23 protein-coding genes are annotated in these 26,066 nt (G+C 71.1%); 9 read left to right on the plus strand and 14 right to left on the minus strand.

Annotation, left to right across the window (positions count from 1 at the left end):
* Positions 1-181: 181 nt before the first annotated feature.
* The 9 genes from KFLA_RS03025 to KFLA_RS35275 form a co-directional block, all read right to left on the minus strand.
* A complete protein-coding gene (locus KFLA_RS03025; RefSeq protein WP_012918285.1) occupies positions 182-1,825 on the minus strand; it encodes a solute symporter family protein in 1,644 nt (547 codons plus the stop codon).
* Positions 1,822-2,163, minus strand: a complete 342-nt coding sequence (locus tag KFLA_RS03030; protein ID WP_012918286.1) for a DUF485 domain-containing protein — start codon at positions 2,161-2,163, stop codon at positions 1,822-1,824. Before KFLA_RS03030 ends, KFLA_RS03025 begins: the two co-directional genes overlap by 4 nt.
* 253 nt (positions 2,164-2,416) lie before the next feature.
* The gene (locus KFLA_RS03035) at positions 2,417-3,985 is read right to left on the minus strand and encodes a sodium/solute symporter (protein WP_012918287.1); all 1,569 of its coding nucleotides are present in this window, start codon (positions 3,983-3,985) and stop codon (positions 2,417-2,419) included.
* A gap of 28 nt (positions 3,986-4,013) precedes the next feature.
* Positions 4,014-4,361: a hypothetical protein gene (locus KFLA_RS03040; protein WP_237706707.1), complete on the minus strand. Its 348-nt coding sequence runs from the start codon at positions 4,359-4,361 to the stop codon at positions 4,014-4,016.
* Positions 4,362-4,395: 34 nt separating this feature from the next.
* Complete coding sequence (locus KFLA_RS03045) at positions 4,396-5,142, minus strand: LytR/AlgR family response regulator transcription factor (RefSeq protein ID WP_012918289.1); 747 nt, start codon at positions 5,140-5,142, stop codon at positions 4,396-4,398.
* Positions 5,143-5,187: 45 nt separating this feature from the next.
* On the minus strand, positions 5,188-6,318 hold the full coding sequence (locus tag KFLA_RS03050) for a histidine kinase (protein ID WP_012918290.1): 1,131 nt from the start codon (positions 6,316-6,318) through the stop codon (positions 5,188-5,190).
* A gap of 17 nt (positions 6,319-6,335) precedes the next feature.
* A complete protein-coding gene (locus KFLA_RS03055) occupies positions 6,336-7,070 on the minus strand; it encodes a metallophosphoesterase family protein (protein WP_012918291.1) in 735 nt (244 codons plus the stop codon).
* Positions 7,071-7,142: 72 nt separating this feature from the next.
* A complete protein-coding gene (locus KFLA_RS03060) occupies positions 7,143-8,273 on the minus strand; it encodes a WD40 repeat domain-containing protein (RefSeq protein WP_012918292.1) in 1,131 nt (376 codons plus the stop codon).
* Positions 8,274-8,286: 13 nt separating this feature from the next.
* Positions 8,287-9,510 carry a hypothetical protein gene (locus tag KFLA_RS35275; protein ID WP_012918293.1) on the minus strand — a complete coding sequence of 408 codons (1,224 nt, stop codon included), beginning with the start codon at positions 9,508-9,510 and terminating at the stop codon, positions 8,287-8,289.
* A 168-nt stretch (positions 9,511-9,678) separates the two neighbouring features.
* On the opposite strand from KFLA_RS35275, the gene KFLA_RS03070 reads away from it, so the two are divergent.
* Positions 9,679-11,115, plus strand: a complete 1,437-nt coding sequence (locus tag KFLA_RS03070) for a serine/threonine-protein kinase (RefSeq protein ID WP_012918294.1) — start codon at positions 9,679-9,681, stop codon at positions 11,113-11,115.
* On the opposite strand, the gene KFLA_RS03075 is transcribed toward KFLA_RS03070, so the two are convergent.
* Entirely contained in the window at positions 11,112-12,059 is a 948-nt protein-coding gene (locus KFLA_RS03075; RefSeq protein WP_012918295.1) for a hypothetical protein, read from the minus strand. The genes KFLA_RS03070 and KFLA_RS03075 overlap by 4 nt on opposite strands.
* A gap of 120 nt (positions 12,060-12,179) precedes the next feature.
* On the opposite strand from KFLA_RS03075, the gene KFLA_RS03080 reads away from it, so the two are divergent.
* The 4 genes from KFLA_RS03080 (at position 12,180) to KFLA_RS03095 (ending at position 16,625) form a co-directional block, all read left to right on the plus strand.
* Entirely contained in the window at positions 12,180-13,514 is a 1,335-nt protein-coding gene (locus KFLA_RS03080; RefSeq protein WP_012918296.1) for a dipeptidase, read from the plus strand.
* Positions 13,515-13,572: 58 nt separating this feature from the next.
* A complete protein-coding gene (locus tag KFLA_RS03085; protein WP_237706708.1) occupies positions 13,573-14,679 on the plus strand; it encodes an NAD(P) transhydrogenase subunit alpha in 1,107 nt (368 codons plus the stop codon).
* Between the two features lie 273 nt (positions 14,680-14,952).
* Positions 14,953-15,258 (plus strand): NAD(P) transhydrogenase subunit alpha part 2, encoded by a 306-nt coding sequence (locus KFLA_RS03090; protein ID WP_012918298.1) that lies wholly within the window; start codon positions 14,953-14,955, stop codon positions 15,256-15,258.
* The gene (locus KFLA_RS03095; RefSeq protein WP_012918299.1) at positions 15,255-16,625 is read left to right on the plus strand and encodes an NAD(P)(+) transhydrogenase (Re/Si-specific) subunit beta; all 1,371 of its coding nucleotides are present in this window, start codon (positions 15,255-15,257) and stop codon (positions 16,623-16,625) included. Before KFLA_RS03090 ends, KFLA_RS03095 begins: the two co-directional genes overlap by 4 nt.
* Positions 16,626-17,517: 892 nt before the next feature.
* Here KFLA_RS03095 and KFLA_RS03100 read toward each other — a convergent pair.
* Positions 17,518-18,384 carry a helix-turn-helix transcriptional regulator gene (locus KFLA_RS03100; RefSeq protein ID WP_237706709.1) on the minus strand — a complete coding sequence of 289 codons (867 nt, stop codon included), beginning with the start codon at positions 18,382-18,384 and terminating at the stop codon, positions 17,518-17,520.
* Positions 18,385-18,826: 442 nt separating this feature from the next.
* Between KFLA_RS03100 and purF the strand changes: the two genes are divergently transcribed.
* Positions 18,827-20,389: an amidophosphoribosyltransferase gene (gene purF, locus KFLA_RS03105; RefSeq protein WP_012918301.1), complete on the plus strand. Its 1,563-nt coding sequence runs from the start codon at positions 18,827-18,829 to the stop codon at positions 20,387-20,389.
* Positions 20,390-20,508: 119 nt separating this feature from the next.
* Entirely contained in the window at positions 20,509-21,585 is a 1,077-nt protein-coding gene (gene purM, locus KFLA_RS03110; protein ID WP_012918302.1) for a phosphoribosylformylglycinamidine cyclo-ligase, read from the plus strand.
* Positions 21,586-21,911: 326 nt separating this feature from the next.
* Here purM and KFLA_RS03115 read toward each other — a convergent pair whose 3' ends face one another.
* The 3 genes from KFLA_RS03115 to KFLA_RS03125 form a co-directional block, all read right to left on the minus strand.
* Entirely contained in the window at positions 21,912-22,103 is a 192-nt protein-coding gene (locus tag KFLA_RS03115) for a DUF3073 domain-containing protein (protein ID WP_012918303.1), read from the minus strand.
* Positions 22,104-22,319: 216 nt separating this feature from the next.
* Positions 22,320-23,132 (minus strand): ABC transporter permease, encoded by an 813-nt coding sequence (locus KFLA_RS03120; protein WP_012918304.1) that lies wholly within the window; start codon positions 23,130-23,132, stop codon positions 22,320-22,322.
* 27 nt (positions 23,133-23,159) lie between these two features.
* Positions 23,160-24,047, minus strand: coding sequence for an ABC transporter ATP-binding protein (locus KFLA_RS03125; protein ID WP_012918305.1), 888 nt, complete (start codon positions 24,045-24,047; stop codon positions 23,160-23,162).
* A 143-nt stretch (positions 24,048-24,190) separates the two neighbouring features.
* Between KFLA_RS03125 and KFLA_RS03130 the strand changes: the two genes are divergently transcribed.
* Positions 24,191-25,360 (plus strand): sensor histidine kinase, encoded by a 1,170-nt coding sequence (locus KFLA_RS03130; protein ID WP_012918306.1) that lies wholly within the window; start codon positions 24,191-24,193, stop codon positions 25,358-25,360.
* On the plus strand, positions 25,357-26,013 hold the full coding sequence (locus KFLA_RS03135; RefSeq protein ID WP_012918307.1) for a response regulator: 657 nt from the start codon (positions 25,357-25,359) through the stop codon (positions 26,011-26,013). The genes KFLA_RS03130 and KFLA_RS03135 overlap by 4 nt, the downstream gene beginning before the upstream one ends.
* The last annotated feature ends 53 nt before the right edge of the window (positions 26,014-26,066 follow it).

A 26,066-nucleotide genomic window follows, 5' to 3' on the forward strand; every position in this document is an offset into this window, starting at 1 on the left:
GGACCTCGAACAGGTTCTGCCTTGTGCACGGTCCCCGCTTGGTGTTCACGGTCCCCGCAGTACGTCCGGAAACGCCGGACGGGCCCAGCTGGTTGCTGGGCCCGTCGGGGCGGGTGGGTCTGTCAGGCAGGTTCGCGGTGTGTTCAGCAGGACCTGCCTGACAGGGTTCGGAAGGGCAGCCCTAGTGCTTCACCGCCTTCTCGGCGCCGGCGCCGGTGAGGGAGCGGACCTCCATCTCGGCGAACTTGTCGACGTCGGTGCCCTCCTTGCTGGTCACCGTGCCGAGCCAGCCGAGCAAGAACGCCAGCGGGATCGACACCAGGCCGGGGTTGTCCAGCGGGAACCAGTGGAAGTCGATCGACGGGTCGGTGATCATCGACAGGCTGGCGCCGGTCTTGGCGTCGACCTTGCCGGACACGACCGGGGAGAACGCGATCAGCAGGATCGACGAGCCCAGACCGCCGTAGATGCTCCAGAGCGCGCCGCGGGTGTTGAACCGCCGCCAGAACAGGGAGTACAGGATGGTCGGCAGGTTCGCGCTGGCCGCGACCGCGAAGGCGAGCGCCACCAGGAAGGCGACGTTCTGGCCGTTGGCGAAGATGCCGCCGATGATCGCGACGACCCCGATCACCAGCACGGTGATCCGGGCCACCCGGACCTCCCCGTCGCCGCTGATCTGGCCCTTCTTGATCACCTGGCCGTAGATGTCGTGCGCGAACGACGCGCTGGCGGTGATGGTCAGTCCGGCGACCACCGCGAGAATGGTGGCGAAGGCGACCGCCGAGATCACGCCCAGCAGGATCTCCCCGCCGAGCTCGAAGGCCAGCAGTGGCGCCGCCGAGTTCGCCCGGCCGGGCGCGGCGCGGATCACGTCGGGGCCGACGAGCGCGGCCGCGCCGTACCCGAGCACCAGCGTGAACAGGTAGAAGATGCCGATGATCCAGATCGCCCAGCTGACGCTGCGGCGGGCTTCCTTGGAGTTCGGGACCGTGTAGAACCGCATCAGCACGTGCGGCAGGCCCGCCGTACCGAGCACCAGGGCCAGACCCAGCGAGATGAAGTCGAGCTTGCTGATCCCGCTCACGCCGTACTGGAGGCCCGGCTCGAGCAGTCGTTCGCCGACCGGGCTCTTCTCGACCGCCGCGCCGAGCAGGCCGGACAGGTTGAAGCTGTACTTCGCCAGCACCCACAGCGTCATCAGGCCGGCGCCGATGACCAGCAGCACCGCCTTGACGATCTGCACCCAGGTGGTGCCCTTCATGCCGCCGACGAGCACGTAGGTGATCATGATCAGGCCGACCACCGCGATCACCAGGTTCTGCCCGGCGCGGCCGTCGATGCCCAGCAGCAGCGCGACCAGACCACCGGCACCGGCCATCTGCGCGAGCAGGTAGAAGAAGCTGACCACCAGGGTCGAGATCGCCGCGGCCATCCGGACCGGGCGCTGTTTCAGCCGGAACGACAGCACGTCGGCCATCGTGAACCGGCCGGTGTTGCGCAGCAGCTCGGCGACCAGCAGCAGCGCGACCAGCCAGGCGACCAGGAAGCCGATCGAGTAGAGGAAGCCGTCGTAGCCGTTCAGCGCGATCGCGCCGGCGATGCCGAGGAACGACGCGGCGGACAGGTAGTCACCGGCGATCGCGACGCCGTTCTGCGGGCCGGTGAACGAGCGGCCGCCGGCGTAGTAGTCGGCCGCGGTCCGGTTGTTGCGCGAGGCCCGGATCACGATCGCCAGCGTGGCCACCACGAACAGCGCGAAGATGGCGATGTTGACCGTGGGGTTGCCGATGTCGGTGGCCTGCGGGATCAGCAGGGGTGTGCTCACTGGTCCTCACCTTCGATCAGCTGCCGCATCCGGTCGGCGGCCGGGTCGACCTGCTTGTCGGCCCAGCGGACGTAGATCATCGTGATCGCGAACGTCGACACGAACTGGCCGAAGCCGAGCAGCAGAGCGACGTTGATGTTGCCGAACAGCCGGTACGACATGAAGCCGTGGGCGTAGTCGGCGAGCAGGACGTAGAGGAAGTACCAGGCCAGGAACAGGCCGGTCATCGGGAACACGAAGCGCCGGAACCGGCGACGTAGTTCGGTGAAGTCCGGTGACAGCTGGACATCCCGGTACGTCGTGAGCTCCGGTTCGCCCGCGCGGCGCGGTTCACTCATCGCGGGACCTCCAGACGTGATTCGGGCCGGGCGGGACCGGCGCGCGTGGGCGTTGACGGTTCGTACTGTGGTCCAGCTCACCCCGGAGCCGACAGCACTGACCCGCATCGAGCGCCCAGCGGACGGCACCCTTCGACCGGCGGGAAGCGCACCTGCGACGAGCGGTCGCATCCGGACGACGAACGGCCGGACGTGCACCACTCACCATCACCGGCCGCCGGGCGACGGCCCGCCGGGCTCGGCGAGCCGGGGATCAGGGACCGGAGCTTGGTGAGTGGTGCGGGTTCAGCCCGCGGTCGACGTCGACCGCTTCGGGGGTGTGCAGGCGGACCATGCTGCGCGCGGTGCCGGCCGGGATCTTCTGCGGCGTGAGCTTGGAGACGACGATGACGGTGAGAAAGGCGAGCGGCATCGTCCACGCGGCGGGCTGGCCGAACAGCGCGCCGGCCCAGCCGCCGGCGGGCGGGCTGATCACGTTCACCAGAACGGCGGCGATGGCGGCGACCCCGCCGACGAGCAGGCCGGCCGCGGCGCCGACCGTCGACATCCGGCGCCACCAGATGCCCAGCACGAGCAGCGGGCAGAACGTCGAGGCCGCGACGGCGAAGGCCAGGCCGACGGTGTCGGCGAGGCTGAGGGAACCGGTGAAGTTCCAGCCGACGAACGGTACGACGATCGCCAGCACCGCCGCGATCCGGAAGCTGTTCACGGCCAGGTAGTCGCCGCCGGTCAACCGGTGCAGGCGGTTGCGCAGCAGGTCCTGGTCGATCACGCCGGCGATCGCGACGGTCAGGCCGGACGACGTCGACAGGAACGCGGCGAAGGCCCCGGCGGCGACCAGTGCGCCGAGCAGGTCGCCGACGGTCCCGGGGAAGATCCGGCCGGGCAGTTCCAGGACGACGGTGTCGGCGGCGCCCGCGACCAGGTCGGGTGCGAACGACCGGCCGAGCACGGCGTACACGGGGGGGAAGAGGTAGAAGACGCCGAGCAGGGCGAGCACCACGACCGTCGTACGGCGGGCCGCGCGGCCGTCGGGATTGGTGTAGAACCGGACCAGCACGTGCGGCAGGCCCATCGTTCCGAAACAAAGGGCCAGCAGCAACGAGTACGTCGCGTACAGCGGGTGGTCGCGGCCGTTGGCCTGGGACAGCGGTTCGGCCCACTCCGACCCGGCGCCCTGCAGCGACTGCAGTACGCCGACGGGGTGGTCCATCGACCGCCAGGCGATCAGGATGACGAACACCGGCGCGGCCAGCGCGGTCAGCTTCAGCCAGTACTGGAACGCCTGCACGAAGGTGATCGAGCGCATCCCACCCGCGGCGACGTTGATCACCACGATGATCGCGACCAGGGCGGCGCCGACGGCGGGTGGAGCGCCGGTCACGGTCTGCACGGTGAGGCCGGCGCCGCGCAGCTGGGGCAGCAGGTACAGCGTGCCGATTCCCGCGACCAGGGCCGAGCAGATCCGCCGGACCACCGCCGACTCGAAGCGGGTCTCGGCGAAGTCGGGCAGCGTGTACGCGCCGGACCGTCGCAGCGGGGCGGCGATCAGGACCAGCAGCATCAGGTAGCCGACGGTGTACCCGACGGAGAACCACAGCATATCGGCGCCGTTCACCACCAGCAGTCCGGCGACGCCGAGGAAGGAGGCGGCCGACAGGTACTCGCCGCTGATCGCGGACGCGTTCCAGCGCGGGCTGACGGCCCGGCTCGCCACGTAGAAGTCGCTGGTGGTGCGGGAGATCCGCAACCCGAACAGGCCGATCCCGATGGTCGCCGCGATCACCAGCCCGATCGCGGTCAGGCTCATCGCCGGCGACATCGCGGGTCCCCGTCGGCGCGGGCGGACACTACTGCCGTCCCACGAACTCGGTGAACTCGGTCTCGATCCGCTCCGCGTTGCGCACGTAGATCCGGGCGGCGACGTACACGACCGGGTAGATCACGACGCCCAGCAGCAGCCAGGGCAGCGGGACACCGAACACGCCGGCCGTGCGGGTCGCCGGGACCAGGAAGAACAGCAGCGGCAGGCTGCCGAGGCAGACCGCGGTGCCGGCGATCACCACGAGCGCGAGCCGCAGCTGCGACTGGATCAGCGAGTGCATGTAGACCTCGCCGACCCTCGTCTGCTCGTCGATCTCCCGGGTGCCCGTGTGCCCCGTACTACGGCGCGCCGCGCTCGTCCGCGGACTCGTCACCCGCACCCGCCGGGGCCCGTCCGGGGTCGACATGTCAGCCGCGCAGCGAGGTCGAGCGGACCAGCAGGTCACGCAGCTCGCGGGTGTGCCGGCGGCTGACCGGGAGCCAGTCGTCGCCGACCCGGACGGCACACCGGCCACTGTCCACCCGCATCTCGTCGACGTGGGCGAGCGCGACGAGCGTGCTGCGGTGGATCCGGGTGAAGCCCGCGTCGCGCCAGCGCTCTTCCAGCGTGCTCAGTGGAACCCGGACCAGGTGCGAGTTCTGCCCGGTGTGCAGGCGGGCGTAGTCGCCCTGCGCCTCGACGTACCGGACGGTGGAGCGCTGCACGAACCGGGTCACGCCCGCCAGCTCGACCGGGATCACCTCGTCGTCGGTCACCTCCGGCGACTGCACGGCCTGCGGACCGCCCGCGCTGACCACCCGGCGGACCGCCTCGGCCAGCCGCTCCGCCCGGACCGGCTTCATCACGTAGTCGGTCGCGTCCAGGTCGAAGGCCGCGACCGCGTGCTCGTCGTACGCCGTGACGAAGACGATCTGCGGCCGGCTGGCGAACTTCGACAGCACCCGGGCCAGGTCGATGCCGTCCAGCCCCGGCATCTTGATGTCGCAGAACACCACGTCCAGGTCGGTGGCCTGCAGGATCTTGAGGGCGTCCGGCCCGTTGGCGGCGGTCCGGATCTCACCGATCCGCTCGTCCCGCGACAGCAGGTACACCAGCTCCGCCAGCGCCGGCTCCTCGTCGTCGGCCACCAGCGCGCGCAAGGGAGTCTCGGCCATGGCCACACACTAATGCCCGGTGCGCGGCCTGGCACGGTTCCGACCTCAAGCCGACGCGTGCACTCCGGAGGCGTACTTCGGCACCCGGAAGCTGACCTTGGTGCCGGCTTCCACCTCGGTCTCGACGACCAGGCCGTAGGCGTCGCCGTACACCTGGCGGAGCCGGGCGTCGACGTTGCCGAGGCCGACCGAGTCGTTGCCGGACTCGCCGGCCAGCACCGCCCGGATCACCTCCGGGTCGCTGCCGACGCCGTCGTCCTCGACGCTGATCTCGGCCTCCGAGCCACGGTCCATTGCCCGGATGGTGAGCTGCCCGACGCCGGTGGTGCCCTCCAGCCCGTGCCGTACGGCGTTCTCCACCAGCGGCTGGACGACCAGGAACGGGATCGCCACCGACAGCACCTCCGGCGCGATCAGCAGGGACACCTTCAGCCGCTCCCCGAACCGCGCCTGCTCCAGCACCAGGTACCGCTCGACGTTGCGCAGCTCGTCCGAGAGCGTGGTGAACTCGCCGCCGCGGCGCAGCGCGTAGCGGGAGAAGTCGGCGAACTCCAGCAGCAGCTCCCGCGCCCGCTCCGGGTCCGTCCGCACGAACGACGCGATCGCCGCGAGCGCGTTGTAGATGAAGTGCGGGCTGATCTGGGCCCGCAGCGCGCGCAGCTCGGCCTCCATCGCGCGGGTGCGTTCCTTGTTCAGCTCGGCCAGCTCGACCTGGCCCGAGACCCAGCGAGCGACCTCCTCGGTGGCCCGGACGAGCGCCGCCGACGACCGCGGGCTGTACGCGACCAGGACGGCGACCACGCGGTCTTCGGTGACGATCGGCGCGACCACCGCCGTCCGGACCGGGCACTGGGGATCGCCGCAGGCCACGTCGTGCGCGCCGAGCACGGCCGTTCGCCCGCTGCGCAGCGTCATCGCGGCGATCGCCTTCGCGTCGACCCGGTGGTTGCTCTCGTACGCGCCGCCGACCCCGTCCCAGGCGAGCACGCCCGAGGAGTCGCAGATCGCGATCGCCGCCGTACCGAGCAGGTCGCGGAGATGCTTGCTCGCCTTGCCGGCCGCCGCCGGAGTCAGTCCTTCGCGCAGGTACGGCGAGGCCAGCGAGGCGGTATGCAGGGTGGCATACGTCGCCTTGTCAGCCGGAGTCCCGAAATGCTTCCGCCGCCGCGCGAACATGCCCCGACGGTAGCCGGTCAGGCCTCCGCGCGGGGACGGAACGCGGCGAGGGCTTCGGTGTCGCTGTAGTTGGTGCGCAGGTACTCGTCGGCCCAGGCGGCTCGTCCGGGGTAGGTGGACTGCTGGACGACGCGGTCCGCGGCGGCCCCGGCGTCCAGGGTGGAGCGCCGGAGCTGGACGCCGTCGGGGGTGAGCAGCGCCCAGCTCGGACCGGGGGCGCCGTACGGCATGCCGACGCTGCCGGCGTTCACCACCAGCCGCCGGTCGACCTGGCGGGCGAACGGCATGTGCGTGTGCCCGCAGACGATCGTCCGCACCTGCTCCGGTACGCCGCCGAGCACGTCGGCCCAGCGGCTGATCGGGCTGTCCACGAGCACAACCTCCTCGTCGTCCCGCGGGGTCGCGTGGCAGAACAGGGTGTCGCCGATGGTCACGCTGGTCGGCAGGTCTGCCAGCAGTTCAACCTGGTCCGGCCGGAGCTGGTTGGCGGCCCACGGCGTCACGTCGTCGGGCGGGTCGAGCTGCCCGCCCCGGGCCAGCGTCACCAGCTCACGGTCGGCATTGCCACGCACCCAGACGGCCCGATTCCCCAACGCCACCAGGAGATCCAGCGTCTCGACCGGCTGTGGCCCGCTCGCGAGGTCGCCGGCCAGCACGATGACGTCCGCCTGCTGCACGTCCGGCTCGGCCAGGACCGCCTCGAGAGCCGGCAGTACGCCGTGGACGTCCGCGAGCACCGCAATCTGTCCCATCCGAACAGTCTCGCGCCTCTTCCCGACGCCCGAAGCAAGCTTCGCTGCCAGCAGAAGGCGGGTGGGTGGCGTTCAGGTGCCGAGCCCGACCCGGAAGCCTCCGAGCGGCACCGCCAGCTCACACGTCCCGGTCGGCACCGCACAGCGCAGGACGCCGCGCGGCATCGACTCCTTGTCGTCGATCAGCAGCAGCACGTGCTGGTCGTCCTCGGCCCGGCTCGCGACGAAGGCTGCGCCGGTCCACTGGCGCAGCAGGTTCCCGTCGGCGACGTCGAGCGCGCTGACCGAGCTTGCCGCCCAGCCGTCGGCGTAGGCCGGTCCGGCGATCGCGATCCGCCCGTCGGGCGTGAAGCTCCTGATCTCGTGGTCGCACGTGCGCCACAGGCTGCGGCCGGTGGCCAGTTCGTTCACCGTCGAGCAGGCCCGGTGGTCGCCGGCCGCAGTCCGCAGGGCGACCAGCTTCCCGTCCGGGCTGATCGCGGTGGCCGAACCGTGCGTCGGGACCTGCCGCGCCCGGCTCTCGCCCGGCACCCAGCGCCACAGCTTCCACGACCCGGCGTCGGGGGCCGCGCTGCCCCGGAAGTAGACCGCGTCGCCGACGTAGGCGAGCATGCGGACGTCGTACTGGTTGGGCACCTTCAGCTGCCGGACCGTGCCGTCGGCGGTCTCCGCGAACACGACGCTGCCGCGCCGGTTCGTGCCGTCCTGGGCCCGGGGCTGCGTCGCGTACGCGACCGCCGACTCGTCCTCGGTCCCCCGCACGCTGATGACGTCGCGGACCCGCTCCTGGCTGCCGTCGGCCTTGAGCTTCAGCAGCACGGTCGAAGCGCCGTCGCCCTCCGACAGGATCGCGAACACCGCATCCCCCGTCCGGCTGAACTCCAGCACCGGCGCCGTGCCCGGAACGCCGATCTCGCCCCCCGCACCACCACGTACCGCCCGGCCGACGCTGTGCGGCACCTGCGGCTCCCGCCCCCGCTTCAGCGTCTTCAGCGGCAGCCGAACCTTGACCGGTCCCGTGTACTCCGGTCCGTCGGGCGGGCCGGCGGTTCCCACCGAACCGCTGCGGCCGGACAGCGGCGAAGCCGCCGCGCCGTCGTCGGACCGCGGCGCCTGCCGGTTCGCCACCACCCCACCGACGGCCACCGCCGCCACGGCAACAGCGGAGACCAGGACGACCAGCCGGGTGTTTCCCCGGGCCATCAGCCACTCATCCTCAGCCGCCGAGCTTGAGCTGACCTGACGTGAGCGGCGTGGCCCGCTCGCACTCGCCGGTGCTGATCGCACAGCGGACGATCGCGCCCTTGGTCTCCGGCCCCTCGTCGACCTGCATCAGCAGGTGCTCGTCGTCCTCGGCCCGGACCCGCTTGAACGCCAGCCCGGTCCATTCCCGCCGGACCGCGCCGGTGCTGCCGTCCAGGATCCAGGTCGACAGCGGCGCGTACCCGTCGGCGTACGTCGGGCCGGCGATCACCGAGGACTTGTCGGGGGTGAAGCCCAGCACCATGTGGTCGCAGGCGCGCCAGAGCTTCTTGCCGGTGGCGATCTCGACCACGAACGAGCAGGTGCCGGAGTTGCTCCAGGCCTCGATCGACGCGGCCAGCCGGCCGTCGGCGGAGACCGCCGTCGGGTCCAGCACGCCCTTCACCAGGCTGGCCGACGAGCGGCCCGGCGTCCACGCGTAGAGCTTCGCAGTGCCCCGCGCCGAGGACTTGGCCGAGTAGAAGACCCGGTTGGCCGCGTAGGCGAGCACCTCGAGGTCGAGCGCGTCCGGCAGCGGCAGCTTCCGGACCGGCGAGGAGGTGTCCTCGGCGTAGACGACGCCGCCCTTGAGCTGCTCGCCGGTCGAGCTCTGCCGCTGGCTGGCGTAGGCCGCGGCCCTCCCGTCCGGGCTGGCCACCAGCGTCGTCACGTCCGGGACCTCGGTCGAGTCGCCGACGTACCCGCCGCGGACCAGCTTGAGCGAGCCTTGCCCGTCCTGGAGGGCCAGGGCCGTGTCGCCGACCCGGACGGCCTCGACGATCGTCCCGGTGCCGGGGATCTTCAGCGCCGCGCCAGGACCTCCGCGCAGCTCGCGACCGACCACGTGCGCGAGCTGCGGTGTCCGGCCCTCGCCGAGCTTGTCCAGGGTCAGCGGGACGACCGCCTGTCCGGTCTGGCCGGGCGTCTTGGTCACCGGCGTGCTCTCCGGCGTACTCACCGGGGCGCTCGTCGGAGTGCCCGTCGGCTTGGCCGGTGGCTTCGCGCCCGACGGCGTGGCCGACGGAGCCGGAGACGGCGCGACCGACGGTGCCGGGCTGCTGGGTGAGCCGCCAAGCGGAGCCGCGTCGCTGTCGATCGACCGAGGGCTCTGTCGAGAGGCGACGACGCCACCGATCACCACGGCCGCGACCGCGACCGCGGCGACGACGACGGTCAGCCGGGGGTTCAGCTGCCTCATCAACGGGCTCCTAACCAGCGTTCGTGAACTCCTGCAGTGTGCGGCACGGCCGGTTCGGCGCGCGGACCCGCGCGACCGGGCGTGTCCGGTCCCCGGTGTGACGTCACAACTGGGTGTTTTGTTCGCTCCGGCGACGCGGTCGCAGGAGCGATCGAGCATAATGCGGGGATGGACCAGCCACCCCGGATCGGCCGGTACTCCCTGGTCCGCCGGGTGGGTGCCGGGGGTTTCGCGACCGTCTGGCTGGCCCGCGACGAGCAGCTGGACGCCGAGGTCGCGGTCAAGATCCTGTCCGACAACTGGATCGACGAGCACGACGTCCGCCGGCGGTTCCTGGCCGAGGGACGGTTCCTGCGCCGGGTCGACTCGCCGCACGTGGTCGGCGTGCACGACGTCGGCGAGTCCGAGGACGGCCGGCCGTACCTGGTGCTGACCTACGCCGACGGCGGCTCGCTGGCGGACCGGATCAAGGCCGGCCCGCTGGAGATCGCCGACGTCGTCCAGATCGTCGCTCAGGTCGGCAGCGGGCTGAAGCAGCTGCACGCCCGGGGCGTCCTGCACCGCGACGTGAAGCCCGCGAACGTGCTGTTCCGGACCGACCCGGCCGGCGACCGCGCGATGCTCGGCGACCTCGGTCTCGGCAAGTCGCTGGAGACGGTGTCCCAGCTGACGATGCCCGGCGGCACCCCGGCGTACGTCGCGCCGGAGCAGGTGATGGGCGACCGGCTGGACCACCGGGCGGACCTCTACTCGCTCGGCGCCGTCGCGTACGCCGCCTTCACCGGGCAGGCGCCGCACGGCGTGCTGAGCCTGGGCGCGGTGATGCGGATCGACGCCCCGCCGCCGTCGATGACCACCCTGCGCGCCGACATCCCGGACGCCGTCGACGTCGTCGTACGCCGTGCGCTGGAGCCCGACCGGGACAAGCGCTGGCCCGACCTGAACAGCTTCCTCACCGCGCTGCACGAGGCGCACACCACGGGCAAGATCCCGGCCGGGCTGGTGCCGGCCGAGGAGCTGCCGGTGCCGACCGGACCGGGCGCGGTCGACCAGGAGACCGAGCTGGCCGCCGCCGACCGCCCGACCGTCGCCGTCGCCGCGGAGACGGCGCCGATCCGCAGATCGCGGTCTCGGGCGGTCGCCGCTGTGCTGGCCGTTCTGCTCGCCGCGGGCGGCGGGTACGGCGGCTACGAGCTGGTGATGCGCCGGCCGGTCACGGTCGAGCACGGCGAGCTCTCCGTCAAGGTGCCCCGCAACTGGGACCAGAAGTCCACCCAGGAGGCGCCGCCCGCGCTGCTGGTCAGCGAGGACACCGCCCGCTGGCAGGCCGACGCGAACATGCCCGGCATCTTTCTCGGCGTGCTCGACCGCACCACGCTGCCGACGACCGCGACGCCGCCGACCGGCTGCACCCCGTTGCCGCCCGACACCTCGGCCGCCGGTGAGTTACCCGCGGTGACCTTCAGCTACTCCTGCGGCGACAACGCCGCGGTCGTCGAGCGCTACCTGCGCATCTCCGACACCCAGGTCCTGCGAGCCCAAGTGCGCAGCAAGGACTCGCAGGAGCTCACCGAGGTCCTGAACTCGGTGTCGTACAGAAGCTAGGGCACCAGAGATGTCAGCGAGGTGACCGCGGCCTTGTGCATGCGTGGGATGACGTTCAGCGTTGCCGGGTCACCGGCGTACAGGTGGCTGCCGGACTCGTAGACCAGGTAGGCGGTCCCGTTGTACTCGGTGATGCCCTCGGTCATGCTCGGCGCGCGGAAGCAGCTCAGCGCGGCCGCGTCCAGATCCCTCTGCCCGCGGCGTACGACGTACAGGTTGCTGCGGTTCCCGCGCCCGTACGACGTGCTGTAGACGAAGTGGTTCGCCGTGACCATCAGGCCTTGGGCCTTGGTCGGGACCTCCCACGCGCCGGCGACCGTGGTCAGCGTGCCGTCGTCGGCGATCTTGTACTCGTACATCGTGCCGCGGCCGGTCTCGTTGAACGTGCCCGACCACAGCGAGTCGCCGTAGCTGGTCAGGAACGACGACCCGGTCACCGCCCGCGCGGTCCCGACCTGCGCCAGGTACGGCGTACCGGCGGCCTTCAGCGCGGTCCGCAGGTCCGACAGCCGGTACTTGCGGACCGAGCCGGATCCACCCGAGACGAACGCCCAGCCCTTGCTGGTGGTGATGCCGCCGACGTGCGACTCGGCGATCGCGACCACGCCGACGGTCGCGCCGGTGGCCGGGTCGATGCCGTAGATCTGCGCGTTCGCGCCGCCGCGGTAGGACGAGACCAGCAGCAGGTTCCGGCCGGCGCCGTCCCAGTTGTACCAAGTGCCGGCGCCTTGCGGGGTGTGGGTGCCGAGGTTGGGAATGCTGTGGCTGTTGCTGAACCGGGCGTCGTACTTGCGCGACGCCGACGGCCCGTCGTAGAAGGTACTGCCGCCGGTGGTGTCGGTGTCGCAGCTGATCGCGGCGTGGGCGGTCGGCGGGGTGGCGACGGCGGTTAGGACAGTGGCTGTGCTGAGCAGCGCCGTCAGCAGTGCGAGGGGGCGGGTCATCGGGGTCCTCTCCGGTTGGGGCGGTAACCTTCGGGACTTTCAGAGTAGACCGTGACTTCTTTACCGGTACTGGCTCGGGTGGCGCCGCCGGACCTGCGCGCACGCCGTACCGTAGGCCCCATGACCGACCTGTCCGCGGCGATCGACCGCGTTCTGCCCTCTGTCCGTGCCGACCTCGAGGACCTCATCCGGATTCCCTCGGTCAGTGCGGACCCCGCCCGTGCGGCCGACGTCCAGCGCTCCGCCGAGGCCACCGCCGCGCTCTTCGAGGCCGAGGGGTTCGCGGTGAAGATCGTGCGCGCCGGCCAGGGCGCGCCGGCGGTGATCGCGAAGAAGCCGGCCCCGGCGGGCAAGCCGACCGTGCTGCTCTACGCGCACCACGACGTCCAGCCGACCGGGGCGGTCGAGGAGTGGACCTCGGAGCCGTTCGAGCCGACCGAGCGTGGCGACCGGCTGTACGCCCGGGGCGCGGCCGACGACAAGGCCGGCATCGCCGCCCACCTGGCCGCGGTACGGGCCTTTGGCAACGACCTGCCGGTCGGGGTGACGGTGTTCGTCGAAGGCGAGGAGGAGATCGGCTCACCGACCCTGCTGCAGTTGCTGGACGAGTACGCCGACGAGCTGACCGCCGACGCCATCGTAATCGCCGACTCGGGCAACTGGGCGGTCGGCCAGCCGGCGCTGACGGTGTCGCTGCGGGGCCTGGTGGACTGCTACGTGGAGCTCCGCACCCTCGACCACGCCGTGCACTCCGGCCTGTTCGGCGGCGCCGTGCCGGACGCGCTGACAGCGCTGTGCCGGCTGCTCTCGACGCTGCACACCGACAACGGTGACGTCGCCGTGGACGGGTTGCACGCGAGCCGCGCGGCCGACCTCGAGTACCCCGAGGACCGGTTCCGCGCCGAGTCGAGCGTGCTGGACTCGGTCCGCCTGATCGGCACCGGCTCGCTGGTCGACCGGCTGTGGACCCGGCCGGCGATCTCGGTGCTGGCCATCGACGCGCCGCGGGTCGCGGACGCGAGCAACACGCTGGTGCCGGTCGCGCGGGCCAAGGTGAGCCTGCGGGTCGCGCCCGGCGACGACGCGACCAAGGCGTTGCAGGCCCTGCGCAACCATTTGGAGCAGAACGCCCCGTGGGGTGCGCAGGTCACCGTGACCGACGGCGACGTCGGCCAGCCCTGCTCGATCGACGCCCGCGGCCCGGCGTACGACGCGGCCCGGTCGGCGTTCGCCGCGGCCTGGGGCGTCGAGCCGGTGGACACCGGCATGGGCGGCTCGATCCCGTTCATTGCCGAGTTCCAGCAGGCCTTCCCGCAGGCGGCCGTTCTGGTGACCGGGGTGGAGGATCCCGACACCCGGGCGCACGGCATCGACGAGGGCCTGCACCTGGCCGAATTCGCCAAGGTCTGCCACGCCGAGGCCCAACTGTTGCAGAACTTGGCCGAACAAGCGTGAGCGGGCTTTCCGGCGACCCAGAGTTTGGCATAGGTTTCGGCGAGTGAAGATCGCAGTCGTGCGAGAGACCAGACCGGCCGAGCGCCGGGTGGCGCTGGTGCCCGAGCAAGTCGCCAAGCTCGTCCAGCTCGGCTACGAGGTCGCGGTCGAGCCCGCGGCCGGCGAGCGGGCGCTGTACTCCGACGACGCCTACCGGGAGGCCGGCGCCGAAGTGGCCTGGGGCGCCGACCACGCGGCCACGGTGGTCGCCTCGGTGCAGCCGCTGGAACGCGAACGCCTGCAACGGCTGCACGCCGGCACCGCGCTGATGTCGTTCCTGCCGACCAACCCGCCGGACGTGGTCCGGGCCGCGACCCGGGCCCGGCTGACGGCGTTCGCGATGGAACTGATCCCGCGGATCTCCCGGGCGCAGGCGATGGACGCGCTGTCCTCGCAGGCGCTGGTGGCCGGCTACCGCGCCGCGATCGTCGCGGCCGAACGGCTGCCGCGGTTCTTCCCGCTGAACATGACCGCCGCCGGCACGGTGCCGCCGGCCCAGGTGCTCGTGCTCGGCGCCGGCGTTGCCGGTCTGCAGGCGATCGCGACCGCCAAACGCCTCGGCGCCGTGGTCAAGGCGTACGACGTGCGCACCGCCGCCGCCGAGGAGATCGCCTCGATGGGCGCGCAGCCGATCGAGCTCGAGCTCGGCACCTTGGACGGCCCGGGCGGCTACGCCCGCGAGATGACGCCGGAACGGGCCCAGCTCCAGCGCGACCTGCTGGCGCCGTACGTGGCGGGCGCGGACGCGCTGATCACCACCGCGGCGGTTCCCGGGCGGACGGCGCCGATGCTGGTCACCCGCGAGATGGTCGAGCGGATGAAGCCCGGTTCGGTGGTCGTCGACCTGGCCTCCGAGCAGGGCGGCAACGTCGAGGGCTCGGTTGCCGGGACCGAGCTGATGATCGGCAACGCGCTGGTCTGGGGCGGCTCGAACGTGCCCAGCCAGCTGGCCGGTCCGGCGAGCCGGCTGTACGGCCAGAACGTCGCCAACCTGATCACGCTGATGACCCGCAACGCGGCCTTCGACCCGGACTTCAGCGACGAGATCGTGGCCGGCTGCTGCGTCACCCACGACGGCAAGGTGCTGCACGAGCCGACCCGCGAACTCCTGGAAGGACAGTACTGATGGCCGGGCCTTCGGCGCCGGCGTGGTCATGGGGCTGGAACTCCCGCCCTTCCCTCGTCGCTGCGGTCGCTGTGCCATTTGCCGCGCCTCCGGCACGGCGGGTCATGGGGCTGGAACTCCCGCCCTTCCCTCGTCGCTCCGGTCGCTTCGCTCCCTCCGCTCCTCAGTCCAGGCCGGGAGGCCCCATGACCGGGCTCCCTCCACTCCTCAGTCCAGGCCAGGAGGCCCCATGACCGGGCGCTTTCCGCTCCTCAGTCCAGGCCGGGAGGCCGCATGACCGAATCGATTGCTCTGCTGACGATTTTCGTGCTCGCGGCGTTCGTCGGTGTCGAGGTGATCAGCAAGGTGTCGGCGACCCTGCACACCCCGCTGATGTCCGGCGCCAACGCGATCCACGGCGTCATCCTGGTCGGCGCGATCATCGTCACCGGGCAGGCCGAGTCGACGCTGGTGGTGGTCGTCGGGCTGCTGGCGGTCGTGCTGGCGACGGTGAACATGGTCGGCGGTTTTGTCGTCACCGACCGGATGCTGGAGATGTTCCGCGGTCCGGGCGGGCGCAAGAAGGAGCTGAACAAGTGATCGCCACCTGGGCCCAGATCGGCTACCTGGTCGCGGCGGTCTGCTTCATCGTCGCGCTGAAGGGCCTGTCCTCGCCGAAGACCGCGCGCACCGGCAACGCGCTCGGCGCGGCCGGTGCCGTCCTGGCGGTGGTGATCACGTTCATCGCCTACAAGCCGGACAACCTGGTCGCGATCCTGATCGCCCTGCTGATCGGCACCGTCGGTGGTGTGGTCGGGTCGCGCCGGGTGCAGATGACGCACATGCCGCAGCTCGTTGCCCTGTTCAACGGTGTCGGTGGTGGCGCTGCCGCGCTGGTCGCGCTGATGGAGCTCGGCGAGGTGCACGACGGCGAGACCGTCGCCGCGATCGCCACCGCGTTCACCATCCTGGTCGGCGCGATCTCCTTCTCCGGCTCGATCGTGACGTTCGCCAAGCTGCAGGAACTGATGACCACCCGGCCGGTCACCTTCCCGGGCCTGCCGGTCCTGTTCGTCGCCGGGCTGCTCGGTGGCGTCGCCGTCTCGGCGTGGCTGGTGTCCGAGCCGCGCGTCTGGGTCGGCGTACTGCTCTGTCTGCTGGGCCTCGCGGTCGGCGTCATGCTGGTGCTGCCGGTCGGCGGCGCCGACGTACCGATCGTCATCTCGCTGCTGAACGCCTTCACCGGCCTCACCGTCGCCGCGGGCGGCTACGTGCTCGGCAACACCCTGCTCCTGGTCGCCGGAACCCTCGTCGGCGCGGCCGGTACGTTGCTGACCAAGCTGATGGCCGACGCGATGGGCCGGTCCGTCTTCAACATCCTCTTCGGCGCCGTCCGCGGCGGCTCGACCCTCGGCGGCGGTACGGCGTCCGAGCGCCCGGTCATCTCCGGCAGCGCCGAGGACGTCGCGATCCTGCTCGGCTACGCGCAGCGCGTCATCATCGTGCCCGGCTACGGCCTGGCCGTCGCCCAGGCCCAGCACACCCTGCGCGACCTGGTCGAGGAACTGCAGGGCCGCGGCGTCAAGGTCGACTACGCCATCCACCCCGTCGCCGGCCGGATGCCCGGCCACATGAACGTCCTGCTCGCCGAGGCCCAGGTCCCGTACGAGCAGCTGCGCGAGATGGACGAGATCAACGGCGACTTCAAGTCCACCGACGTCGTCCTGGTCGTCGGCGCCAACGACGTCGTCAACCCGGCCGCCCGAACCACCCCCAGCGCGCCGATCTACGGCATGCCGATCCTGAACGCCGACGAGGCCCAGCGCGTCATCTTCCTCAAGCGCTCCATGCGCCCGGGTTTCGCAGGCATCGAGAACGAGTTGCTGTACGACCCGCGGACCACCCTGCTCTTCGGCGACGCGCGGGAGTCGCTGGCCAAGCTGCTCGCTTCGGTCAAGACGGTCTGACGCTTTCGGGGCGTGCCGGCGGTCACGGCTGGGCCGCCCCGAGGTGGTTGCTGAAGGCGCCCTGCCGCGACCACTGACAGCGAAGGTCACCGGTGGGGCCGTGTACGAGGTCAGCGGTGATGAATCGCGCCATCGGGGTGGGTGGACGGGCTGACGCTGAGCGATGCCGGCAACGGGCGGGTAGGAGCGGTCAGTGGCAGGGCTCGGGCACCGGCTCCGCAGCTCAATACGCCGGGGCAATTGACCGTGCACTCCGGCGATATTTGTGCTGTTCGTCATGTCCGAAAGGACTTGACGATCGTGTCAGCTTGACTGGGCAGCCGCTTCGCCCCGCTCACCGTGGCTCGACGCTTTCCTGGTCGCCGCCTCATTTCCGGGCGCCACCGAATGCTCCTCCGGCTAAACACTCTTTCGGTGCGAGCACAACCCTTTGGCATCTTCTCGCCACCGCTGCTGCGGCCCACCATCCGGTCCAGTCCAAAAATCAAGCGAGGAAAGCGCTCGCCAATCCCACCCTCCACGCTGAGCCGCCCGAACCCGCAGATCGAAGTCCGACCCGCCTAATGGCCGATCGGTTGCCCACTGCATCGACCTGCCGAGCGACTGGGTGCCCTGGGTGCTGATCTCGTTGTCAGGGCGACGGGTTCGCCGCTCCGCCGCAGCGCTGGTGGTTGTGCTCATGCAGGTATTTCACCGCGAACGGTGCCATTCACACTGTGGTGCAAACCGTTGGCTGCCTGAATATCAAATGAGCAGCACCGCCACTCGATCAGTGGGAAAGATTCGCTGCACCCGAATGTTCGGCGCGAAGCTGATCGAGTGGATTGGTCAAATACAGCCGAGCCTCGGATTTCTGCCCGCAAGCCACCCGAACTGCCTACCGCCCGCGAAATCAAACCCATCCGCGCTTCGCCGCGGCCACCCCCAGCTCGAACCGCGACGTAGCGTCCAAACGGTCGGACAAATTGGCGGTGATGCGGCGCGCGGTACGCAGCGAGATCCCCAGCAGCCGCGCGACCTGCTCGTCCTTGGCGCCGCCGGCCAGCAGGCGCAGGACCTCGGCCTCGTGGGGGGTGAGCGGGGAGGTGTCGGGGCGGTCCTCGGGGGAGAACAGTTCGATGGCGCGGGACCAGTAGGCGTCGAAGAGGGCGAGGGCCAGGGCCACGACGGCGGGGCTGCGGTGGATGACGGCGCCGGCGCTCTCCTGCTGGGGGTTGAGCGGCATGATCGCGATCTTCTGGTCGATGATCAGCAGGCGCATGGGCAGGGTGGGCGTGGCCCGGACCTCGTTGCCCTGCTTGTACATGTACGCGGCGAACTCGAGGCCCTGCTTGGAGACGGTCATGCTCTGCAGGTAGACGGTGCGCATCTTGATGCCGCGCTCGAGCAGGGGCAGGTCGGGAGACTCCTCGGCCGGGGCGACGATGTCGTCGACGTGGGCGGGGATCAGGCCCCAGAAGCTTTCCTTGGTCTGCGCACCGAGCTCCTCGATCCGCCGGGAGGCGTTCGCGCGGCCCTTGAGGATCTCGACGTCGCCGCTGGTGCGGGCGGTGAGCAGCTCGTTGTACTGCTCGGCCATCGTCTCGACGTAGGCCTGGGCGGCGGCGACCTCGCCGAGCAGCTTGTTCAGCTCGCTGCGCCGGCGCTCGGCCAGGCCGGTCAGCCCGACCCGGGGGTGCACCGCGTGCTCGACGTCCGGATTGCTCCAGGTCGGAACGAGCAGGTCGAGTTTGCGCAGCTCGTCCATTCGGTCGTGCACTTCCCGGAGTGGAAGCTTCACTAGCGCGGCAATCTCTTCCGGCGTAGCCTCGGGCGCGCGCAAGAGGGCGTGGTAGACCGCTGAAGTGTCGTCATCGAGACCTAGCGGTTCCAGCACCATCCACACCCTTCGAACGCTCGTTTGGAACCGACCATATACAGCGTGCGTCCATTTGGCGCGCTTCGCGGACGGATTCGGATTATTTCGAGGGGACCAGCTGTGATCAAGAGATTTCTCGCCGTGGTGGGTTCTACCGCCTTGTTCGCTCTGGGTGCGGCACTTCAGGGCTCGGCGACGACTGCGGGTGAAGATCCCACCGTGAGCGACGACCCGAACGGGGTCTGCGTCGCCGGCCCCTGCTGGTAGCTCCGGTCCCGGGGTGAGGCCCGGCCCGGGGTGAGGCCGGTTCGAGGCTGTCGAGCGCTCCCGTAGACTGTTGCCCGTGGCTCGTGGCGATGGTCGGCTCACTCATGATCTCGACCCGCAGGATCTGGGTCCGCAGGACGCCTGTGGCGTCTTCGGAGTCTGGGCTCCTGGGGAAGAGGTCGCCAAACTCACCTATTTCGGGCTCTACGCTCTGCAGCACCGAGGGCAGGAGTCGGCCGGGATCGCGGTCGGCAACGGGAGCCAGATCCTGGTCTACAAGGACATGGGGCTGGTCAGCCAGGCCTTCGACGAGGCGACGCTGGCATCGTTGCGGGGGCACATCGCCGTCGGCCACTGCCGCTACTCGACGACCGGCTCCAGCGTCTGGGCGAACGCGCAACCGACCTTCCGGTCCACCGCGACCGGGTCGGTGGCGCTCGCGCACAACGGCAACCTGACCAACACCGGTGACCTCGCGGCCACCCTGGACGGCAGCGACGACCTGGACCTCGGCCTCGACCTCGAGGTGGAGCACGCCAAGGCAAACGCCAAGCACGGCGCCTCCTCGGACACCGACATCCTCACCTCGATGCTGGCCGGCTACCCCGACCTCGACGTCGAGCAGGCGGCCGCCAAGGTGCTGCCGAAGGTCAAGGGCGCGTTCAGCCTGATCTTCATGGACGAGTCTACCCTGTACGCCGCCCGCGACCCGCAGGGCATCCGTCCGCTGGTGCTGGGCCGGCTCGAACGGGGCTGGGTGGTCGCCAGCGAGACCGCGGCGCTGGACATCGTCGGTGCCAGCTTCATCCGGGAGGTCGAGCCGGGCGAGATCGTCGCGATCGACGAGGACGGCCTGCGCTCCACCCGGTTCGCCGAGCCGGACCCGAAGGGCTGCCTGTTCGAGTTCGTCTACCTGGCCCGCCCGGACACCCAGATCTCCGGCCAGCGGATCCACTCCACCCGGGTCCAGGTCGGCCGTCAGTTGGCCCGCGAGCACCCGGTCGAGGCCGACCTGGTGATCGCCACCCCGGAGTCCGGTACACCGGGCGCCATCGGGTACGCCGAGGAGTCCGGCATCCCGTACGGCTCCGGCCTGGTCAAGAACGCTTACGTCGGCCGCACCTTCATCCAGCCCAGCCAGACGATCCGCCAGCTCGGCATCCGGCTCAAGCTGAACCCGCTGCGCGAGGTCATCGAGGGCAAACGGCTGGTCGTGGTCGACGACTCGATCGTGCGCGGCAACACCCAGCGCGCGGTGATCCGGATGCTGCGCGAGTCCGGCGCGGCCGAGATCCACGTCCGGATCTCGTCGCCGCCGGTGAAGTGGCCGTGCTTCTACGGCATCGACTTCGCCAGCCGCGCCGAACTGATCGCCAACGGCCTGAACACCGAGGAGATCTGCCGCTCGATCGGCGCGGACTCGCTCGGCTACATCAGCCTGGACGGGCTGATCGAAGCCACCACGGTGCCGAAGGACAAGCTGTGCCGGGCCTGCTTCGACGGGGTCTACCCGGTCGAGCTGCCCGACCCGGAGCGGCTGGGCAAGCACCTGCTCGAGCTGCCGGTCAGCACCGACGTCGACGGTCTCGCCACGGTCTCCGGCGGTGCCGGCGCCGCGGACGCCCTGTCCCGTCCGTAACGGGCTCGTCCGATGACCGCGGTCCCGACCCAGCCCGGCCGGGCGGTCGCGTCGGCGCCGCGGCAGCGTCCCGCCGTACGAACTTCCGGGACGCCGTCCCGCCGACGAAGGAGAACACCGTGAGCCAGGGCGCCAGCTACGCCGCCGCCGGAGTCGACATCGAGGCCGGTGACCGGGCCGTCGAGCTGATGAAGGAGTGGGTGGCCAAGGCGACCCGCCCCGAGGTGGTCGGGGGGCTCGGCGGGTTCGCCGGGCTGTTCGACGCCGGCGCGCTGACGGCGTACCGGCGGCCGTTGCTGGCCACCTCGACCGACGGGGTCGGTACGAAGGTCGCGATCGCGCAGAAGATGGACCGGCACGACACGATCGGGTTCGACCTGGTCGGCATGGTCGTCGACGACCTGGTCGTCTGCGGCGCCGAGCCGCTGTTCATGACCGACTACATCTGCACCGGCAAGGTGGTCCCGGAGACGATCGCGCAGATCGTCAAGGGCATCGCCGAGGCGTGCGTGGAAGCCGGTACGGCGCTGGTCGGCGGCGAGACGGCCGAGCACCCGGGCCTGCTGGAGCCGGACGAGTACGACGTGGCCGGGGCGTCGACCGGAGTCGTCGAGGCCGACGAGCTGCTCGGCGCCGAGCGGGTGGCGGCGGGTGACGTGGTGCTCGCGATGGCCTCGTCCGGTCTGCACTCGAACGGGTACTCCCTGGTCCGGCATGTGTTCTTCGACCGGGCCGGCTGGCAGCTGGACCGCGAGGTCCCCGAGCTCGGCGGCACGCTGGGGGAGACGCTGCTCACCCCGACCCGGGTCTACGCCAAGCACTGCCTGGAGCTGATCCGGGCGCTGAACCTGGACGGGGACCGGCCGCTGCACGCGATGTCGCACATCACCGGCGGCGGTTTCGCGGCGAACCTGGCCCGGGTGATCCCGGCCGAGCTCGCGGTCCGGATCGACCGGTCGACCTGGACGCCGGCGCCGGTGTTCGGCCTGGTCGGGCAGCTCGGCGACGTCCCGCAGCTGGAGCTGGAGAAGACGCTGAACATGGGCGTCGGCATGGTCGCGGTGCTCGACCCGGCCGCCGCGGACCGCGCGATCGCGGTGCTCGCCGAGCGGGACATCCCGGCCTGGGTCTGCGGCGAGGTCGGCACCGCCGGCGAAAAGACCGGTGTCGAGCTGCTCGGCGACTACGCCGGCTGAGCGCTCCGGGACACCTGCGAACTCGTCAGGGGCCAGGCCACCTGGTCCGGTCCGGCGCACGGATCCGCCCCGACCATCCCGGGCCGGTCGACCTCACCCGGGGTCGAAGCGGGTACGGCGAAGCTTCCGCGGTACCAGCACCGCACCGGCCGGTTCACGCTCACCCAACGGGTGAACGTCACCGACGCGGCCTGGCACCGCCCGGCACGAAAACGGCAGGCCAGCACGACCTGCGGTACCGGTGTGACAAAACGCCGTCGATCGCGCGCAGCTGGCCCGTCCGCACGCCTCAGGCGCGGGGACGAGCCACACGAGCTGCTGTCGCTTTACCGACGGGGGTGGTAGTCGTCGGCGTCATCGCCGGCGTCTGCGTCGTAGTCGCCGTTCACAGAACCAGTACCGCCCTCGGCCCCGCCGGACAGCTCACGCTTGAGCTGCTCCAGATCGGTTTCCCAGGTGCGGTACTTCAGGTCGCGAGCGACCTTCGTCTGCTTGGCCTTTGCACGGCCGCGCCCCATAGCGTCGACCCCCTCGCACAAGTCAACCGGGTACGCAGCGCGGCGCCCACGGATCAGTCGTCAGTAATCGTGGTTCTAGGTTACCTGCAGCGGGGGATCGACACACGCACCGCCCCCTGCCTAGTGGTCCCCGAACCGGTCCGGACAGCCGGATGGGCCAGCCGGTCCCCTCTGACCGGCCAGGCCCACCCCGTCTTTTGCGCCTGACGGCGCTGGTTACTTCACCTCGCGACGTGAGCTTGCCCACAGTCCGACGATCGTCGGCAGCACGATCCAGATGCCGAGCGCGGTGAGCGTCTCCGGCACCATGCCGTTCAGGTCGCGCTCCGCGATCCGGCCGAAGGCGCCGAACACGTCCAGCCAATCGGCGTTGTCCTTGAATAGCGCAGGTCCGGCCAGCATCCACGCGGTTGGGGCGATCAGGAAGACCAGGATGGCCACGGCGGTCTGCGCGATCACGGCCCCGAAGGCGGCGCCCATCACCACGTTCAGCGCGTTGGTCAGGTAGGCCCCGGCCAGCGACCCGCCCAGTCCGGCGTACGTCGCTCCGTCGCCGCCGACGGCTCCCCCGAGGGCCGTGGCTCCGAAGGCCAGCGCGGTCGTCGCGGTGAGAACCACGACGCTCAGCACGATCGCCGCGGCGAACTTGGCCAGCTGGACCCGGGTCCGGCGCGGCGACAGCGTGAACGTGGTCAGCGCGGTCCGCTGGGTCCACTCGCTGGTCATCGCCATCACACCGATCACCGGTAGCAGCAGCTGGACCCCGGTCGAGGCGGCGGCCAGAAAGTCGTCGAAGGCCGCCGGGCCGGACGGGAGGTGGGTGAGCTGCCAGGTCAGGGCGGCGATCGCGAGGGCCAGGATGCCGAGGATCAGGACCTGGCCGCTGCGGGTGTTCACTGACTTGCGCAGCTCGATGGTGACGAGCTGGAGGAAGGACTGGCCACGGGCGGGCGGCAAGCTGGACGCCACGGCCCGGTGCTTGCCGGCTGCCGCGGGGGCGGCCGGGGTGGTGAGGTCGGTGACGGTCATGTCGGAAGCTCCCGGTGAAAGTGGTGGTCAGGCCGCGACGGCGGTCGGGCTGGTCAGCTGGAAGAAGAGCTCTTCCAGGCCGGCGCTGTCGCTCTCGCGCAGCTCGATCAGGATCTGGTTCGCCGCGGCGGCCGCCCGGCCGACCTGCTCGGCGGTGGCGTCGACGCGCAGGGCGCCGTCGTGCAGCGGCTCCACGGACAGGCCGGCGGTGGTCAGGGCCTGCCGCAGACCGGCCGGGTCCAGCCCGCGGACCAGGGTGCCGCTGCCGGCGAGCAGCTCCTCCAGCGAGCCGTTCGCGACGATCCGGCCACTGCCGATGACGACGAGCCGGTCGACGGTCGCCTGGACCTCGCCGAGCAGGTGGCTGGACAGGATGACCGTGCCGCCACGGGATGCGAAGTCCTGGAGCAGGCCGCGCATCCAGCGGATGCCTTCGGGGTCCATGCCGTTGGCCGGCTCGTCCAGGATCAGCGCGGCGGGGTCGCCGAGCAGGGCGCTGGCGATGCCGAGCCGCTGCCGCATGCCCAGCGAGTACTGCCCGACCCGGCGCTTCGCGGCCGAGCTGAGCCCGACAGCTTCGAGCATCTCGTCGGCACGGGTCTTCGGGACGCCGAGCAGGCTCGCGTTGAGCTGCAGCGTCTCCCGGCCGGTCCGCCCGGGGTGCTGGGCGGCCGCGTCGAGCATGACGCCGACGACCCGGCCCGGGTTCGGCAGGTCGGCGTACCGCCTGCCGGCGATGGTCGAGCTGCCGGAGGTCGGCGGCGTCAGGCCGGTCAGCATGCGCAGGGTGGTCGACTTGCCGGCGCCGTTCGGTCCGAGGAAGCCGGTGATGCTGCCGGGCTCGACGGTGAAGGACACCTCGTGGACGGCGGTCGTGCTGCCGTACCGCTTGCTCAGGTTCTCGACGGTGATCATGACCGCTACTCTTCCGGCCCGGCTCCCTCGCCCACATCGCCCGACCGTCTCGCCCGGCCCCCTACGAAAGTCGTCGGGGACGCACCCTGGAACCACCCGGACGGGGGACGAGAACCGGTACGGAGCGCGACTACGCTGACCGAATGCAGCGGTTGCGCCGGTGGTACGCCTGGTTCGTCCGGCATGCCGCGCGACTGCGTGACCTGCTGTACGTCGGCTTCAGCCTGGTGTCGATCGTCGCGCAGTCGGCCAGCACCTCCACCCAGGGCGGCTGGAGAACCGACAGCTGGCTCGTGCTCACGGCCGGCCTGGTCGCGTCGCTGTCGCTGTGGTGGCGCCGCCGGTTCCCCAGAACCGTGACGGCGATCGGCATCGTCGCGATGGCGGGCGCGGAGATCTTCGTCCCGATGGGCTTGGCGCTGCTGACCCTGGCGATCCGCCGCCGCGACCTCTGGCTCGCGGTCCTCACCCTGGCCGCGTCCGCCGCGTTCGTCGCCAGCGGCCTGCGGCAGAGCGGCGATCTGCTCGTGCTGCTGTTCACCGCTCCCTTCCTGGTCGGCACCTGGGTCGCGGTCGGCGCGTACATCGGCGCCCGGCGGGACCTGATGGTGTCGCTGCGGGATCGGGCCGAGCGCGCCGAGGCCGAGCGCGAGCTCCGGGCCGAGCAGGCGAAGCTGGGGGAGCGGGCCCGGATCGCGCAGGAGATGCACGACGTCCTGGCGCACAAGGTGTCGCTGATCGCGCTGCACGCCGGCGGCCTGGAGGTGAACCCGGCGGTGGGCGCGGAGAAGGTCGAGGAGTCGGCCGGGCTGATCCGGCAGACCGCCCGGCAGGCGATGGAGGACCTGCGCGAGGTGCTCGGCGTCCTACGGACCGACCTGAGCCAGGACGGAGCCGACCTGACACCGGTGCCGCGGGCATCCGACCTGGTCCGGCTGGTCGGTGACTCCCGGGCCGCTGGGGTCGACGTACGCAGTGAGCTGGCGCTGCCGGACGACGTACCGGCGTCGGTGGGGCGGACGGTCTACCGGATCGTGCAGGAGTCGCTGACCAACGTGCACAAGCACGCCCGGGGCGCGACCACCGAGGTGGTGGTGCACGGGGCCGAGGGCGAGGGGGTCACCGTCCGGGTGACCAACATCCGGCCGGTCGCGGCTGGTTCACTGCTGCCGGGGTCCGGCGCCGGGTTGGTCGGCCTGCGCGAGCGGGTCACCCTGTCCGGCGGACGGTTGTCCGCCGGGCCCACGGAGGACGGGGGCTGGCGGGTCGAGGCCTGGTTGCCCTGGTCGGACGGCAGAGAAGGAGAGCTATGACACGGCTGTTGATCGTGGACGACGAGGCGCTGGTCCGGGCCGGGCTGAAGATGATCCTGGAGTCGGCCGACGACCTCCAGGTGGTGGCGGAGGCCGAGGACGGCGCCGACGCCGCCGCGATGGTCCGCGAGCACCGGCCGGACGTGGTCCTGATGGACATCCGGATGCCCCGGCTGGACGGGCTGGCCGCGACCCGGGAGATCCAGGCGCTGCCCGAGCCGCCGAAGGTCGTCGTGCTGACCACCTTCGACCTCGACGACTACGTGTTCCGGGCGCTGCAGGCCGGGGCGAGCGGCTTCCTGCTCAAGGACACGCCACCGCGCGAGCTGGTGCAGGCGGTCCGGGTGGTCGCCGCCGGCGACGCGATGTTGTCCCCGGCGGTCACCCGGCGACTGATCGGGCACTTCGCCGCGGACCAGCGCACCGACCGGCAGCGGCTGGCGAAGCAGCGGCTGAGCCGGCTGACCGACCGCGAGGTGGAAGTGCTCGTCGCGGTCGGGCGCGGCCTGTCGAACGCCGACATCGGCCGGAGCCTGTTCATGAGCGAGGCAACGGTCAAGGCGCATGTCTCCCGAGTGCTGGTGAAGCTGGACGCCACCAACCGGGTCCAGGTCGCGATCCTGGCGCACGAGGCCGGGCTGCTCGACGGCTGACGCGCGGCCCGCCTCGACCGACGGCGCGGCCCGGACACGACGAAACCGGCCGT

The organism is Kribbella flavida DSM 17836, assembly GCF_000024345.1.
Classification (GTDB): domain Bacteria; phylum Actinomycetota; class Actinomycetes; order Propionibacteriales; family Kribbellaceae; genus Kribbella; species Kribbella flavida.